Origin of the sequence: Flavobacterium gawalongense, from assembly GCF_007097265.1 — a bacterium.
In the GTDB taxonomy this organism is placed as follows: Bacteria; Bacteroidota; Bacteroidia; order Flavobacteriales; family Flavobacteriaceae; genus Flavobacterium; species Flavobacterium gawalongense.
Genome location: NZ_VJZP01000038.1, coordinates 20,956 through 34,578, shown reverse-complemented (window position 1 = coordinate 34,578; position 13,623 = coordinate 20,956). Strand labels below are relative to the sequence as shown.

Annotated in this window: 13 protein-coding genes; 7 read left to right on the top strand and 6 right to left on the bottom strand. The window is 33.2% G+C overall.

Features of this window, described 5'->3' with window-relative positions; translation table 11 throughout:
- The first annotated feature begins 168 nt into the window (after positions 1 to 168).
- The 3 genes from FNW38_RS17605 (at position 169) to FNW38_RS15410 (ending at position 3,920) form a co-directional block, all read left to right on the top strand.
- Complete coding sequence (locus FNW38_RS17605; protein WP_218043735.1) at positions 169 to 381, top strand: hypothetical protein; 213 nt, start codon at positions 169 to 171, stop codon at positions 379 to 381.
- A gap of 29 nt (positions 382 to 410) precedes the next feature.
- Entirely contained in the window at positions 411 to 1,511 is a 1,101-nt protein-coding gene (locus tag FNW38_RS15415) for a PAS domain S-box protein (protein WP_218043831.1), read from the top strand.
- Positions 1,512 to 1,775: 264 nt separating this feature from the next.
- A complete protein-coding gene (locus FNW38_RS15410) occupies positions 1,776 to 3,920 on the top strand; it encodes a PAS domain-containing hybrid sensor histidine kinase/response regulator (RefSeq protein WP_143388645.1) in 2,145 nt (714 codons plus the stop codon).
- Between the two features lie 229 nt (positions 3,921 to 4,149).
- On the opposite strand, the gene trxA is transcribed toward FNW38_RS15410, so the two are convergent.
- Genes trxA through FNW38_RS15390 form a run of 4 tightly spaced genes read right to left on the bottom strand, consistent with a single transcriptional unit; the run spans position 4,150 to position 6,969 of the window.
- Entirely contained in the window at positions 4,150 to 4,452 is a 303-nt protein-coding gene (gene trxA / locus FNW38_RS15405) for a thioredoxin (RefSeq protein ID WP_143388646.1), read from the bottom strand.
- Positions 4,445 to 4,651 (bottom strand): hypothetical protein, encoded by a 207-nt coding sequence (locus tag FNW38_RS15400; RefSeq protein WP_144065016.1) that lies wholly within the window; start codon positions 4,649 to 4,651, stop codon positions 4,445 to 4,447. The genes trxA and FNW38_RS15400 overlap by 8 nt, the downstream gene beginning before the upstream one ends.
- A gap of 26 nt (positions 4,652 to 4,677) precedes the next feature.
- Entirely contained in the window at positions 4,678 to 5,511 is an 834-nt protein-coding gene (locus tag FNW38_RS15395) for a methyltransferase domain-containing protein (RefSeq protein ID WP_143388648.1), read from the bottom strand.
- Positions 5,512 to 5,553: 42 nt separating this feature from the next.
- Complete coding sequence (locus FNW38_RS15390) at positions 5,554 to 6,969, bottom strand: MBL fold metallo-hydrolase (RefSeq protein WP_143388649.1); 1,416 nt, start codon at positions 6,967 to 6,969, stop codon at positions 5,554 to 5,556.
- Positions 6,970 to 7,194: 225 nt separating this feature from the next.
- Here FNW38_RS15390 and FNW38_RS15385 point away from each other — a divergent pair, with 225 nt between their 5' ends.
- Both FNW38_RS15385 and cydB read left to right on the top strand, forming a co-directional pair.
- On the top strand, positions 7,195 to 8,526 hold the full coding sequence (locus tag FNW38_RS15385) for a cytochrome ubiquinol oxidase subunit I (RefSeq protein WP_143388650.1): 1,332 nt from the start codon (positions 7,195 to 7,197) through the stop codon (positions 8,524 to 8,526).
- 3 nt (positions 8,527 to 8,529) lie between these two features.
- On the top strand, positions 8,530 to 9,606 hold the full coding sequence (cydB, locus tag FNW38_RS15380) for a cytochrome d ubiquinol oxidase subunit II (RefSeq protein ID WP_144065017.1): 1,077 nt from the start codon (positions 8,530 to 8,532) through the stop codon (positions 9,604 to 9,606).
- Between the two features lie 59 nt (positions 9,607 to 9,665).
- On the opposite strand, the gene FNW38_RS15375 is transcribed toward cydB, so the two are convergent.
- Together FNW38_RS15375 and FNW38_RS15370 are read right to left on the bottom strand one after the other, a co-directional pair.
- Positions 9,666 to 10,454, bottom strand: coding sequence for a sulfite exporter TauE/SafE family protein (locus FNW38_RS15375; RefSeq protein WP_144065018.1), 789 nt, complete (start codon positions 10,452 to 10,454; stop codon positions 9,666 to 9,668).
- Positions 10,455 to 10,527: 73 nt separating this feature from the next.
- The gene (locus FNW38_RS15370; RefSeq protein WP_144065019.1) at positions 10,528 to 11,154 is read right to left on the bottom strand and encodes a Crp/Fnr family transcriptional regulator; all 627 of its coding nucleotides are present in this window, start codon (positions 11,152 to 11,154) and stop codon (positions 10,528 to 10,530) included.
- Positions 11,155 to 11,449: 295 nt separating this feature from the next.
- On the opposite strand from FNW38_RS15370, the gene FNW38_RS15365 reads away from it, so the two are divergent.
- Positions 11,450 to 11,755 carry a rhodanese-like domain-containing protein gene (locus tag FNW38_RS15365; protein WP_143388654.1) on the top strand — a complete coding sequence of 102 codons (306 nt, stop codon included), beginning with the start codon at positions 11,450 to 11,452 and terminating at the stop codon, positions 11,753 to 11,755.
- Between the two features lie 66 nt (positions 11,756 to 11,821).
- A complete protein-coding gene (locus tag FNW38_RS15360) occupies positions 11,822 to 13,402 on the top strand; it encodes an NADP-dependent glyceraldehyde-3-phosphate dehydrogenase (protein ID WP_144065020.1) in 1,581 nt (526 codons plus the stop codon).
- Positions 13,403 to 13,623: the final 221 nt, after the last annotated feature.

The window sequence follows — 13,623 nt, the reverse complement described above, 5'->3', positions numbered from 1 at the left end:
CAAAATCCGTTCAATCCGTGTTATCTGTGTGCCATATTTTATCCTTTGGAACATATTGCGGACTGTCATATTATTTTAAACACTTTTTTTGAGAATGTGATTTTATAAATTTTTTTGGAACATATAGTATTTAAAATTTTTTCAAGAGTTTGTTTAATGATGTTGTGTTTGCTAAATTTACCTGTAAAAATTGAAAATGTAAAAATAGTTGAAAACGGGAGTAAATATTTTGTAAATTTAACCCTGCAACAAATCGAAAGTCCGGATGCTTTAAAAGGGATGGTTATGCTGGTATTCAGTGATGTACCAGAAAGTGAAGAATCGGATGAAAACACATTAAAACAAAAAAACAAAGTGTTTCCAGAAAACAAAAAGAACTAGAAGCTGAACTGATTCGTTGTAATGAAGATTTGAACAGTACTCGTGAAGAGATGCAAACCTCCCAAGAGGAACTGAAATCGACCAATGAAGAGCTGCAATCGACTAATGAGGAACTGCAGTCCACTAATGAAGAATTGACTACTTCCAAAGAAGAGCTGCAAAGTCTGAATGAAGAATTGCAAACCGTTAATACGGAACTTCAAAGTAAATTAGTAGATTTTGAACAGGCAAACAATGACATGAAAAACCTGCTCAACAGTACTGAAATTGCTACTCTTTTTCTGGATAAGGAATTAAACATTCGCAGATTTACGGATCCGGTGACCAAAATATTTAAATTAAGGGCTGCTGATACAGGAAGACCTTTTACAGATTTAGTTTGTGATTTGAAATATCCGGAAATGGAAAGTAATGTTCTTGAAGTTATCAAAACACTCACTCCCATTCAAAAGGAAGTTGAGACAAATGATGGCAGGTATTACTATGTCAGGATAATGCCCTATCGTACTTTGGACGATCGTATTGATGGAATTGTGATTACTTTTACTGACATTACAGCAGTAAAACAGGCGGAAGAGTCTCTCAAAATGGAAAATCGATACCGTCGTCTCTTTGAATCAGCAAAGGACGGTATTTTGATTCTTAACTCAGAAACAGGGATGATAATGGACGTGAATCCCTATTTGGTTGAAATGTTAGGCTATTCACATGATCAATTTATCGAAAAATCTATTTGGGAAATTGGTTCTTTGAAAGATATAGTTGCCAATAAAGATAAATTTTTAGAACTGCAAAAAAAGGAATTTGTCCGATATGAAAATTTACCACTTGAAACGGCAAATGGAAGAAAAATAAATGTTGAGTTTGTAAGTAACGTATATTTAGTAAATGATAAAAAAGTGGTGCAATGTATTATTCGTGATATTTCGGATCGTGTGGAGGCTCAAGAGGCATTAGTCTTTTCAGAAACACGTTACAATCATCTTTTTGAATCGGTCAAGGATGGAATTTTATTCCTTGATCCTAAAACAGGAATAATAACTGCCTTAAATCCATTTTTGATTGATTTATTGGGTCTCACCAAAGAAAATTTTATTGGAAAAGAAATTTGGAAGATTGTTTTTTTTTAATATTATTCCAAATATGGAAAAATTTAAAGAATTAAATCAAAAAGAATTTGTTCATTTTAAGAATATCGAAATTGAAACAGCTGATACCAAAAAAATAAACGTTGAGTTCATTAGTACGATGTATTTTATAGATAGTCATAAGGTGATTCAATGTTTTATTCATGAAATTCCAAACTCCAAACTAAAAAAATAAAATAAAAAAAGCATATATAGTTCCCCAATCCCATCAAGAAAAAAGGGTAATATTTAACACAGGCGGAAATTATGAAAAAAGTAGAGAATAAATCAGAAGCCATGATGATTCTTCGAAAAAAAGCTGAAGAATTGCAGAAAATTAAAGAATCAAAGTTAGATTCTAAACTTTCTGAAGTTGATACATTGAAACTTATTCATGAATTTGAAGTTCATCAGATAGAACTTGAAATGCAGAAAGAAGAACTTAAACTTGCAAAAGAACAGGCTGAAGTTGCTACTGAAAAATACACAGATTTATACGATTTTGCTCCATCTGGCTATTTCACACTGACAAAAACAGGAAAAGTTACAGCACTTAACCTCACGGGATCCCAAATGTTAGGTAAAGATAGGTCTCGATTGATAGACAGTCAGTTTGGATTTTTTGTGTCCAATGATACTAAGCCAATCTTTAATCTTTTTTTAGAGAAGATATTTAACAGTACTATCAAAGAATGCTGTGAGGTTAAGTTGCTATTAGACAATAATAGTATAATTAATGTTTATCTCACCGGAATAGCCACTGAGGGTAGAGAACAGGCACTTATTTCAGTTGTGGATATCACACAACTCAAATCGACGGAAAAAGCACTTAAGGAAAGTGAGGAAAGATATCGTGGATTGTTAAATAATCTTGGCGTTGGTGTTATTGTATATGCTCCGGACACTTCTATTATTTTGTCTAACCCTAAAGCATCTGAATTGATTGGATTGAGTACCAATCAAATGAAAGGGAAAATAGCAATTAATCCAGTATGGAAATTTATAAATGAAAATTATAAATCTTTAGCAATTGAAAATTATCCTATAAACCAAATTATAAGTGAGAAAAAGCCAATCAAAAATTTTATCATGGGAATTAAAAGACCTGATAATACCAGAACGATATGGCTTTTATTAAATGGATTTCCCATTTTTGATTATCATGGTGAAATAACTGAGGTAGTAACCTGTTTTATAGAAATTACAGAACTAAAGATATTGGAAATAGAATTGACAAAAGCAAAAGACCAAGCTGAAGCCGCTAATAAAGCGAAGTCAAGTTTTCTAATGAATATGAGCCATGAAATTAGAACTCCATTAAATGGAATAATTGGTTTCACTGATTTGTTAATGAAGTCAAATCTTGACAAAAATCAGTTGGAATATATGAATACCATAAATGAATCGGCAATAATATTAGCGGATATTGTAAATAATATTTTAGATTTTTCAAAAATAGAATCAGGAAAATTAGAATTAAATATTGAAGAATTGGATCTCTTTGAACTAGCACATCAGGTTATTGATCTTTTCAAGTATCAGGCCTCTTTGAAAAATATAGATTTAATTTTAAATATAGATAAAAATGTACCCCAATATGTCTTTGGTGATTCCATACGATTGAAACAGATATTAGTAAATTTAATAGGGAACGCATTAAAATTCACAAAATCAGGTCAAATCCTGCTGGATATTTATAATAAATCCAATTTTGTAAAAAAGACAGCTGCCATAAATTTTTCAGTAAAAGATACAGGAATTGGTATAAAACAGCAAAATCAGGAAAAAATATTCCAGTCTTTTGTACAAGAGGATAATTCTATAACACGCCAATTTGGAGGGACTGGTTTAGGATTAGCAATTTCAAATCAACTTTTAAGTTTGATGAATAGTAAATTAGAGCTAATAAGTAATTATGGACATGGAAGTGATTTTTTCTTTACCATTGAACTTAAGAAATCAAAACATGAGCAAGATTCATATGATATTAAAAGCAATTTAAATGAGGAAAATGAAATTATCCCTTCTGAAATTTTAAATCCCATTCGAATATTAATTGTTGAGGATAATAAGATTAATATGCTTTTGATAAAAACACTCCTTAAAACAGTAATTCCTAACTGTATAATATTAGAGGCTTCTGATGGAATTGGGGCAATAAAACTGTGTAAAAAAGAGCAACTGGATCTCATTTTAATGGATATACAAATGCCAGTTAAAAACGGATATGAAACAACAACTGAAATTAGAAAATTAAAAAAAGCTGAAAAAATTCCTATTATTGCCTTAACTGCAGGAATATTGTTAGAAGAAAAAGAAAAATGTTTAGAAGCAGGGATGAATGATTACATTTCTAAGCCAATTATTAAATCAAATTTAGAATTAATTCTGCACAAGTGGTTGGATAAATAATTTTTGATTTATTGCCGGTATTTCGCGATGAAATACTTGAAAAAAATATTTATATTTTCTTTATAATAAACATATTATGCACGATCAGTCTGTTAAATTTCCTACAACGTAGCGTTTAAAGAGTAACAGGTATGGGGCACATTTCAGAAACACAACTTATAAAGAAATAATGTAGGTAACCCGTAATGGTTCTTTTTACTACTCTAAATCCTGTGATTAAGATTTTTGGTCATGGATTGCTTTTTTCTAAAATGATTTTGATTATCTCCTCTTTGGTTAATACACCGGATTGTCTCCAGAGTTGTTTACCGTTTTGAAATAAAATCATAGTTGGAACGCCTCGAACCTGATATTGACTCGAAATTTGTTGGTTTTTGTCTACATCAATTTTGATAATCGAAACACGGTCTCCCAAACTGTCTTTTACTTCTCTCAAAATAGGGCTAAGCATTTTACATGGTCCGCACCATGTAGCAAAAAAGTCTATTAAAACTGGTTTGTCTGATTTGATAATAGTGTTGAAATTACTCATCTTTATTGTATTTATTGTTTGAAATAGTACAGTCATTAGAACCGCAACCTAAATTTAAAATAACCTGAATGAAGAAAAATAACCCAAAGGCGATAAACATCCATTCTCGCAATATATAGGCTTGAGCAAATAAAAATAAGGCAAACGCCAGACGAATCCAACGCATAACATGCCAATTTGTAAATAATAATTCTTTCATTTTTTTGAAAAAGTAAACACGTGTTACTAACTTATTTTTTCAATTTTATACTTTTCATCGTCAGAAATTGCATTTTGAAGCTCTCCGATTGCCATTTCATTTTTACTGATAATTAGTACTTCTGCAAAATTACTGCTCATACTCACATTCAATATTCCATCGATTCCTGCTAACTTTTTTGTAACAGATTGAACACTACCGTTGCAAGTAATCCCTTCCAATTCATAAACATTAACTTTGACCTTATTATTCTTTTTCAATTCGAAAAATAATTCCGAATTGGCTCTTGGTGCAATAGAATTTGGACATAAATCCATTTTCAAAAAGTCAAAAGCAACTGCGAAAAGCGTCTCGTATTCTTCTTTGCTTCCGCCAAAAGGAGGACTTACTTCAAATGTTCTATTAAATAATAATCCTGCCAATTTTCCTTCATCAGCTAAAAGTTGATGCATTTTCCAAACGTATTTTTGACGCATGGTAGGAGGCAAAGCACAGAAAAAAGTTTGTTCAATAATCAAATCATATTTCCCCTGATGTTCAAAGAAATCACCCAATATGATTTGAATATTGGGATTATTTTTGAACTTATCTTTTAAAACAGCAACCGGTGTTGGCGCAATATCAATAACAGTAATGTTAGTAAAACCGTGTTCCAAAAGATATTCAGCTTCATAGCTATTGCCACAACCAGGAATTAAAATTGATATGTTTTTATTTTCTATTGTATCCATATAGGTTTGTATGGGAGGCGATACTTTGCCTAAATCCCAACCTGTGGCTTTTGCTTTGTACTGGGCTTCCCAATAGGCTGCATCAAGCGATTTTTCACACGAAGCTACACAACATTTTACATCTTCCATAATTTGATTTTTTTGAAATTGTCATTGCCATTGTCATTGCTTTTATTTCAAAACTTTGCTTTGGCAAACGAAATCAGTTTTAGGCAAATTTGTTTTTGCAATAGCATTAAAACCACCTTCTATTTCAGTGAAATTTCTAAAACCGCGTGCTTCTAAAATTGAAGCCGCAATCATACTGCGATAGCCACCTGCACAATGCAAATAAAAATGTTTTTTTGGATTAATATCTTTGATCCAATCATTGATAGATGCTAATGGCTTGCTAAACGATTCCTCAACATGTTCGGCACAATATTCATTTTCTTTACGTACATCAATTACTTTGCTTTCGCCAATTTTTACTTCTTTGGCAAATTGTTCGGCTGTAATTCTATTTACGGTGTCAATTTCTTTTCCAGCTTTTGCCCAAGCATCAAAACCACCTTCCAGATGACCAATTAAGTTATCAAAACCCACACGACTCAAACGCGTAACGGTTTCTTCTTCTTGTCCTACTTCGGAAACGATTAGGATTGGTTGTTTCACATCTGCAACTAAAGCGCCCACCCAAGGAGCGAAATCGCCATCAATTCCAATATTTATAGATTGAGGAATAAATCCTTTGGCAAAATCAGTATTTTTTCGGGTGTCCAAAATCAAAGCTCCAGTTTCTTCGGCAGCGACTTCAAATTCGGTTGCTGATAAAGCGCGCATTCCCAAGTGCAATACATTCTCGAAACTTTCATAACCTTTTTTATTCATAGCTACATTCATCCCAAAATAGGCGGGAGGAGGTAATAAACCTTCGGTTACTTCTTGTACAAATTCGGCTTCAGTCATATCCGCTCTCAAAGCATAGTTAGTCGCTTTTTGGTTGCCAATGGTTGATACCGTTTCTTTACTCATATTTTTACCGCAAGCACTTCCTGCACCATGAGCCGGATATACAATAACATCATCAGCCAAAGTCATCACTTTATCTCTTAAAGAATGATACAATATTGCAGCTAATTGCTCCTGAGTCATATGTGCCGCTTTTTGGGCTAAGTCCGGCCTTCCCACATCACCAATAAATAAGGTGTCTCCGGAGAAAATAGCATGATCTTTACCGTTTTCATCAATCAATAAAAAGGTCGTGCTTTCCATAGTATGTCCAGGAGTATGCAGCACTTTTATTTTGATGTTTCCAATGGTGAATTTCTGACCATCTGTAGCAGAAATACATTCAAATTCACATTTTGCATTTGGACCATAAACAATTGGGGCACCAGTTTCTCTACTCAAATCAACATGTCCGGAAACAAAATCAGCATGAAAATGGGTTTCAAAAATATATTTCAGTTTTACCTGATCGCGTTCCAGGCGGTCTAAATAAGGTTGAATTTCACGAAGTGGGTCAATTATAGCCGCTTCGCCATTTGAAGTAATGTAGTAAGCGCCTTGTGCTAAACAACCTGTATATATTTGTTCAATTTGCATGATTACAATTTTTTTATTTTACTATACAAAGGTACTTCTGTTTTTAAGAAAAATTGGTGACTAAAGTTACACAAGTTTTTTTAATTTTAAGGAAAAAGTAGCCAATAGTATTTGTTGTATTTCTATTTAAATTCTAATAAATAGAAGGGAATAAAGTTTGTTTTTGTAAAAGAAATGTTACTTATAATGGGTAAATTTGCAAAACCTCTGATAAAATATATTTGAATGGAAGAAATGCTTTTTTACGACAGAATGCAATTTGCATTTACGATTACCTTTCACTACTTGTTTCCTCAATTGACAATGGGACTTTCCTTAATCGTTATTTATTTCAAATGGAAGTTTTTACGCACACAAAACGAACAGTACAATCAGGCAACCCATTTTTGGATGAAAATATTTGCACTCAATTTTGCGATGGGTGTGGTAACAGGAATTCCGATGGAGTTTCAGTTTGGAACCAATTGGGCCAAATTTTCTGAATTAACCGGAGGAATCATTGGACAGACTTTGGCTATGGAAGGCATGTTTTCTTTCTTTTTGGAATCATCCTTTTTAGGGTTGTTTTTATTTGGAGAAAAATTACTCGGGCATAAATGGCATTTTGTCACCGGATTACTCATTTTTATCGGCTCCTGGGCCAGCGGATTTTTAATCATTGCAACGCATTCCTGGATGCAATATCCAGTAGGGTATGAAATTTTAGCAAATGGTAAATTCGTATTGAATAACTTTTCAGCGCTATTCACAAATCCTTGGTTGTGGCCGTCTTATTTGCACAACCAGGCGGCTTCAATGGTAACCAGTTCTTTTGTTGTTGCAGGGATTGGTGCCTTTTATATTTTAAGTAAAAAGCAGGTGTCTTTTGGAAAATTATTTGTGAAAACGGGAGTGATTTTTGGATTGGCTTCAAGCCTTATCGTTGCAGTTCCTACCGGAGATTTGTTAGCCAAGAATGTGGTGAAATACCAACCTGTTACTTTTGCTGCAATGGAAGGAATTTTTCATACCGAAAAGAAAGGTTCTGAAATTGTTTTAATTGGTCAACCTGATGTGAAAGATAAAAAATTGGACAATAAAATTGCCGTACCTAATATTTTGAGTTTTTTAACCTATGGCAACTGGCATCAGGAAATCAAAGGCTTAGATCAATTTAAAGAGGAGAATCATCCCACTAATATTTCAGGATTATATTACGCGTATCATATCATGGTTGGACTCGGAACCGTTTTCATCGGATTAATGGCTTTTGCTGTTTTTCAGCTCATTAGAAAAAAATTATTCGAAACTAAATGGATTTTGTGGTCTTTGCTTTTTATGCTGCCATTTCCTTATATCGCCAATACAACGGGGTGGTACACTGCTGAATTAGGAAGGCAGCCTTGGTTGGTATATGATTTATTGCGTACTGCCGAAGGTGCTTCTCCAACAGTTTCCTCCGGAAATACGTTATTTACCTTGCTTGGATTTATAGGATTGTATCTCTTATTAGGAATGCTGTTTTTACTCTTAGTTGGTAAAATTATAAATAAAGGACCTCAAACAGAAAATATATAAATTATGGAATTCTTTTGGTATGTAGTTTTAATGGGAATTTTGGCCGTTTATATTGTACTGGATGGTTATGATTTTGGAGCGGGAATTATTCATTTGTTTTTTGCTAAAACAGAGAAAGATAAAAAAGCAATAACCAGTGCAATTGGTCCTTTTTGGGATGCTAACGAAGTGTGGTTGATTGCAGCAGGCGGGGTTTTATTTTTTGCTTTTCCTACTTTGTATGCCTCTTCATTCAGTGGATTTTATTTGCCTTTAATGATGATTTTATGGTTGCTTATCTTTAGAGCAGTTGGTTTAGAATTGCGGGGTCAAATTCATCATCCTATGTGGGAAGTAATTTGGGATAAAGCTTTCGGGATTGCGAGTTTATTATTGGCTTTGTTTTTTGGAGTGGCTTTAGGAAATATTGTGCGAGGTGTAAATCTGGGAATGGTAGAGAATGGTGTTTCCACTCAGGAAGCTCATTTTTTCTTTTTGCCTTTATGGAATCCTACTTTTAGCCCGCAAGCGGATCAATTAGGAATTATAGACTGGTTTACCTTATTTTTAGGAGTGGTAAGTTCAGTTACGCTGACTATTCATGGTGCCAATTGGATTATTTATAAAACGAATTCTTCTTTGAATGCAAAATTAAAAGAAGTGGTTTTTAAACTCAATTTTGTGTTATTGGGATTGGTAATTATTTCATTATTAATTTGGCACAAAATTGAACCAAAACCGTTTCACAACTTTGTTGAAAATCCTGTTCTTTGGATATTTCCATTGATTGCATTTATAGGTATTTTTGGGTTGTTTAAAGTAAAAAAATTTAAAAAAGACGGACTTGGATTCTTGTTTTCGAGTATGTTTCTTGTAGGAGGGTTTGCTGCCACAACGGCTTCTATTTTTCCAAATGTTTTGCCTTCAACCAATGCAGTAAATCCGTCATTGACCATTTATAATACCGCTGCTGGCGAATATGGATTGTCAGTCGGAGTGTATTGGTTTGTTATCGCTTTAGCATTAGTTATTGCATACTTCATAATTCAGTACAAAGTTTTTAGTGGTAAAATGGATGACATTGGTTATGGCGAACATTAATGGCTACTAATCGAATGATAAAATAGAAAAGTATTCCAACTCGGAGTACTTTTTTTATTTTAATGAAAGAAAATCTCCTTAGTAATGATGTAAATTCCCATTATTAATAAAAACCAACCAAAGATTGGTTTTAGTTTAGCTCCATCAATTATTTTTGAAAGTTTGGTTCCGATAATCATTCCTAAAAACGCGCTACTTGAAATCACCAGTAAAAATGTATAATCTATAGGCGTACCAATATATAAATCACCACCAAAACCAACAGTAGAGTTTATAAAAATAATTAGTAAAGATGTACCAACGGCTTGTTTCATTGGCAAATTAGCGAAAAACAATAATGCAGGGATGATTAAGAAACCACCACCAGCACCTAAAAAACCGGTTACAATTCCAACTATAAATCCAATTATTCCCAGTTGTATGTAATTTGTTTTTGGAGTATTCGTTACTATTTTTGTTTTGCGTATTATAGCTATAGCGGCTGCGATCATGAGTACTGAAAAAACAATCATAATCAGAAAACTTTTTGATACTTGATAGGAAGCAATGGAGAATAGTGTTGCTGCTATTTTTGGAAAAATAACTTCCCGAATTATCAAAATAGAAAAAACGGAAGGTATAGCAAAGTATAGTGCCGATTTAATTTTAAGATTCCCTATTTTATAATGGCTAATACATCCAAATAAAGAGGTAATTCCCACTATAAATAAAGAATAACTTGTGGCTAATTCAGGTTCTATTTTAAATAAGTAAACCAAAATAGGTATGGTAAGTATAGATCCACCGCCTCCTATTAATCCCAATGAAAGTTCTATGATGATTGAAGCTAAATAGCCTAAATATTCCATTTGAAATTTTTTTAATGCAAAGGCTGTCTGGAATTTTTTTACAAACAGTACTATTTAGCTCATGGAGCGTATTTTACTTTAAAAGTTCAATATTATTGCGATGTAAAATCACTAATCTGCGTTGTTCCATTTTTTTTAGTAAACGGGAAATAACTTCTCTTGACGTATTTAACTCCGATGCAATTTCCTGATGGGATAGCTTTAATTCTTTGCAACCGCAAGCATCAGCATGGCGTTTTAGATAAAATTCCAACCGCTCATCCATAGCTCTAAATGCAATGCTGTCGATTACTTCGAGTACTTCTTCAAATCGGCTGCGATAGGAACCAATTACAAATTCATACCAACTCCGGTGTTGCATCATCCATTTATCCATTAAAGGTAAAGGAATCATTATCAATTCGACATCCTCAACAACTTTGGCCATGATTTGGCTTTTTTCATTTTTCGTAGCACAAATCATAGAAATGGCACAGGCCTGACCGGGTTGTAAATAATACATGAAAAATTCACCGCCATTTTCATCTTCGCGGTAAATTTTAATTTTACCACTGATAACCAAAACGGTGTTTTTTATATATTGTCCTGTTCGCATGATGACATCACCAGCTTTGAAGGATTGAATAGTAGCATTGGCTTCAATATCTTTGACTAATTCATTAGAAAATGAAGGAAATATTTTCTTTATAGGATCAAGCATTTTGGAATTATTTTAAATTTTGGCAACAGCTATACTGTAAAAGTAGTCTAAAAACTCAAAAGATTATTAGAATTATACTATTGAAAAAACAGATTGGTTCCTGCATTATTGCGTATTGTACTTTATGCATTTCCGATGGATTTAATAGGCTATTTTTCGCAAAAATAAACGCCTAATTCATAGTTTCTTGATAGTTAATGTTTTGCGAAAACGTTTTCTTTAGAATTTTATCTAATTAACAATTGAGAGGTTTATTGTTTGGTAAAATCTTTGTATTTTTACAAAAAACAATACTATGAATTTAACACAAGAAGATTGGGTTTCTCAATTCGAAGCTGATGAAAATGCAGTAATACTTGACGTGAGAACAGAAGACGAATGCAATGAAGGAATTATAGCTAATTCCATAAATATTGATATTCACATGGGACAAGGTTTTATAAACGAAATAGAAGCTTTAGACAAAAATAAAAATTATTATGTGTATTGCCGTTCCGGAATGAGAAGTGCAAAAGCTTGCGAAATCATGAACGAACTGGGTTTTGAAAATACCTACAACTTAGTGGGAGGAATTATAGAATGGAATGGCGATATCGTTTAACCATAAGACTATACCTTCAAGCGCCACTTTTTATTAAATTTTAAATTAAAATACAACCAACCTATAATGAGTTTTATACCAGAAGAATTTCAGATTAATACGTTACTCAATCAGGATACTTATTTAATTAATGGTGAACTAAAAAAATGGACCGGTCAAACAACTCCAGTTTTTTCTACGATTTCATCTTCCGAAAAATACGAACCTACTCTATTGGGTTCTATTCCTTTTATGGGAGAAGCTGAGGCTTTAGACGCTGTTGAAGCGGCATCTGCTGCATACAATAACGGACAAGGTTTATGGCCTACAATGAAAGTTGTGGATCGTATCAAATGCATGGAAGATTTTGTTGGTCAAATGAAAACGACTCGAACAGAGGTTGTTAAGCTTTTGATGTGGGAAATTGGAAAATCATTGGGTGATTCTGAAAAAGAATTTGACAGAACGGTAGAGTACATCTATGATACTATCGAAAGTTACAAAGAATTAAACGCCCGTAGCGCGCATTTTTCTAAAGTTCAAGGGATAAATGCCATGGTTCGTAGAGGACCGTTAGGTGTTGTATTGTGTCTAGGACCTTATAACTATCCATTGAATGAAACTTTTTCGTTGCTTATTCCAGCATTAATTATGGGAAATCCTGTAATTTTTAAACCGGCTAAACACGGAGTTTTATTAATTTCCCCTTTGTTAGAAGCTTTCAGAAGCAGTTTTCCAAAAGGAGCTATCAATATTGTATATGGTAGAGGGCGTGAAGTCGCTTCTCCTATCATGAAATCTGGGAAAGTTGATATTTTGGCTTTGATAGGAAACAGTAAATCAGCGATTGCTTTGCAAGATCAACATCCAAACAAAAACAGATTGCGTTTGGTATTAGGTTTAGAAGCAAAAAATCCTGCGATAATCCTTCCGGACGCCGATTTAGATTTGGCTATCCAAGAATGTATAGCGGGATCTTTATCTTTCAATGGACAACGTTGTACGGCTTTAAAAATCTTATACGTACATGAATCTATTGCTGATGAATTCAATAAACGATTTGCTGCCAAAGTTGATGCGTTAACTTTTGGTAATCCTTGGGATAAATCAGTATTTCTTACTCCTTTACCAGAAAAGGACAAGCCTTGTTATATCCAGGAATTAATAGATGACGCTACAAGTAAAGGTGCAAAAGTTATTAATGCAAAAGGAGGAGAGCAAACAGAGAACTATATATTTCCAGCGGTTTTATTTCCTATAAACAAGGAAATGCGTGTGTATCATGAAGAGCAGTTTGGTCCGGTTGTGCCTATTATTTCTTTCAAAGATATTCAAGAACCACTAAACGATATGGCTGAATCTAATTACGGGCAACAAGTAAGTTTGTTTGGAAAAGACATCAAAACTATCGCTCCGCTTATTGATACTTTGGTAAATTTAGTTTGTAGAGTAAACTTAAATAGTTCTTGCCAAAGAGGGCCGGATGTTTTCCCATTTACTGGAAGAAAAGATTCTGCTGTGGGAACTTTGAGTATTCACGATGCGTTGCGTTCGTTCTCTATCAGAACTTTTGTTGCGTCTAAAGACAATGAATATAACAATGCTATTTTACAAGAGTTATTAAACAGCAAAGAGTCCAATTTCATTAATACGGATTACATTTTGTAAATATTAAATAATTACAATTTAAGCCGTCTCGTTCTTTGCGAGACGGTTTTTTTATGAGATTCGGATATTGAATTCGGTTTTTATTTTCAGTAAATTAAATAATGAGTTATGTTTTTTAAAATAATCACAAAAATAACACAGCTTTATGGGAAACCGCAACATAACGGAAAAACATTCCATTATATTTGTTAAAATTTTATTCTTACCAGATGGCAATGATA

Bases quoted from the DNA above. Each gene is read 5' to 3' on its own strand.
- FNW38_RS15410 (WP_143388645.1), top strand. From the start codon at position 1,776: ATGAAAAAAGTAGAGAATAAATCAGAAGCCATGATGATTCTTCGAAAA.
- trxA (WP_143388646.1), bottom strand. From the start codon at position 4,452: ATGAGTAATTTCAACACTATTATCAAATCAGACAAACCAGTTTTAATA.
- FNW38_RS15400 (WP_144065016.1), bottom strand. From the start codon at position 4,651: ATGAAAGAATTATTATTTACAAATTGGCATGTTATGCGTTGGATTCGT.
- FNW38_RS15395 (WP_143388648.1), bottom strand. From the start codon at position 5,511: ATGGAAGATGTAAAATGTTGTGTAGCTTCGTGTGAAAAATCGCTTGAT.
- FNW38_RS15390 (WP_143388649.1), bottom strand. From the start codon at position 6,969: ATGCAAATTGAACAAATATATACAGGTTGTTTAGCACAAGGCGCTTAC.
- FNW38_RS15385 (WP_143388650.1), top strand. From the start codon at position 7,195: ATGGAAGAAATGCTTTTTTACGACAGAATGCAATTTGCATTTACGATT.
- cydB (WP_144065017.1), top strand. From the start codon at position 8,530: ATGGAATTCTTTTGGTATGTAGTTTTAATGGGAATTTTGGCCGTTTAT.
- FNW38_RS15375 (WP_144065018.1), bottom strand. From the start codon at position 10,454: ATGGAATATTTAGGCTATTTAGCTTCAATCATCATAGAACTTTCATTG.
- FNW38_RS15370 (WP_144065019.1), bottom strand. From the start codon at position 11,154: ATGCTTGATCCTATAAAGAAAATATTTCCTTCATTTTCTAATGAATTA.
- FNW38_RS15365 (WP_143388654.1), top strand. From the start codon at position 11,450: ATGAATTTAACACAAGAAGATTGGGTTTCTCAATTCGAAGCTGATGAA.
- FNW38_RS15360 (WP_144065020.1), top strand. From the start codon at position 11,822: ATGAGTTTTATACCAGAAGAATTTCAGATTAATACGTTACTCAATCAG.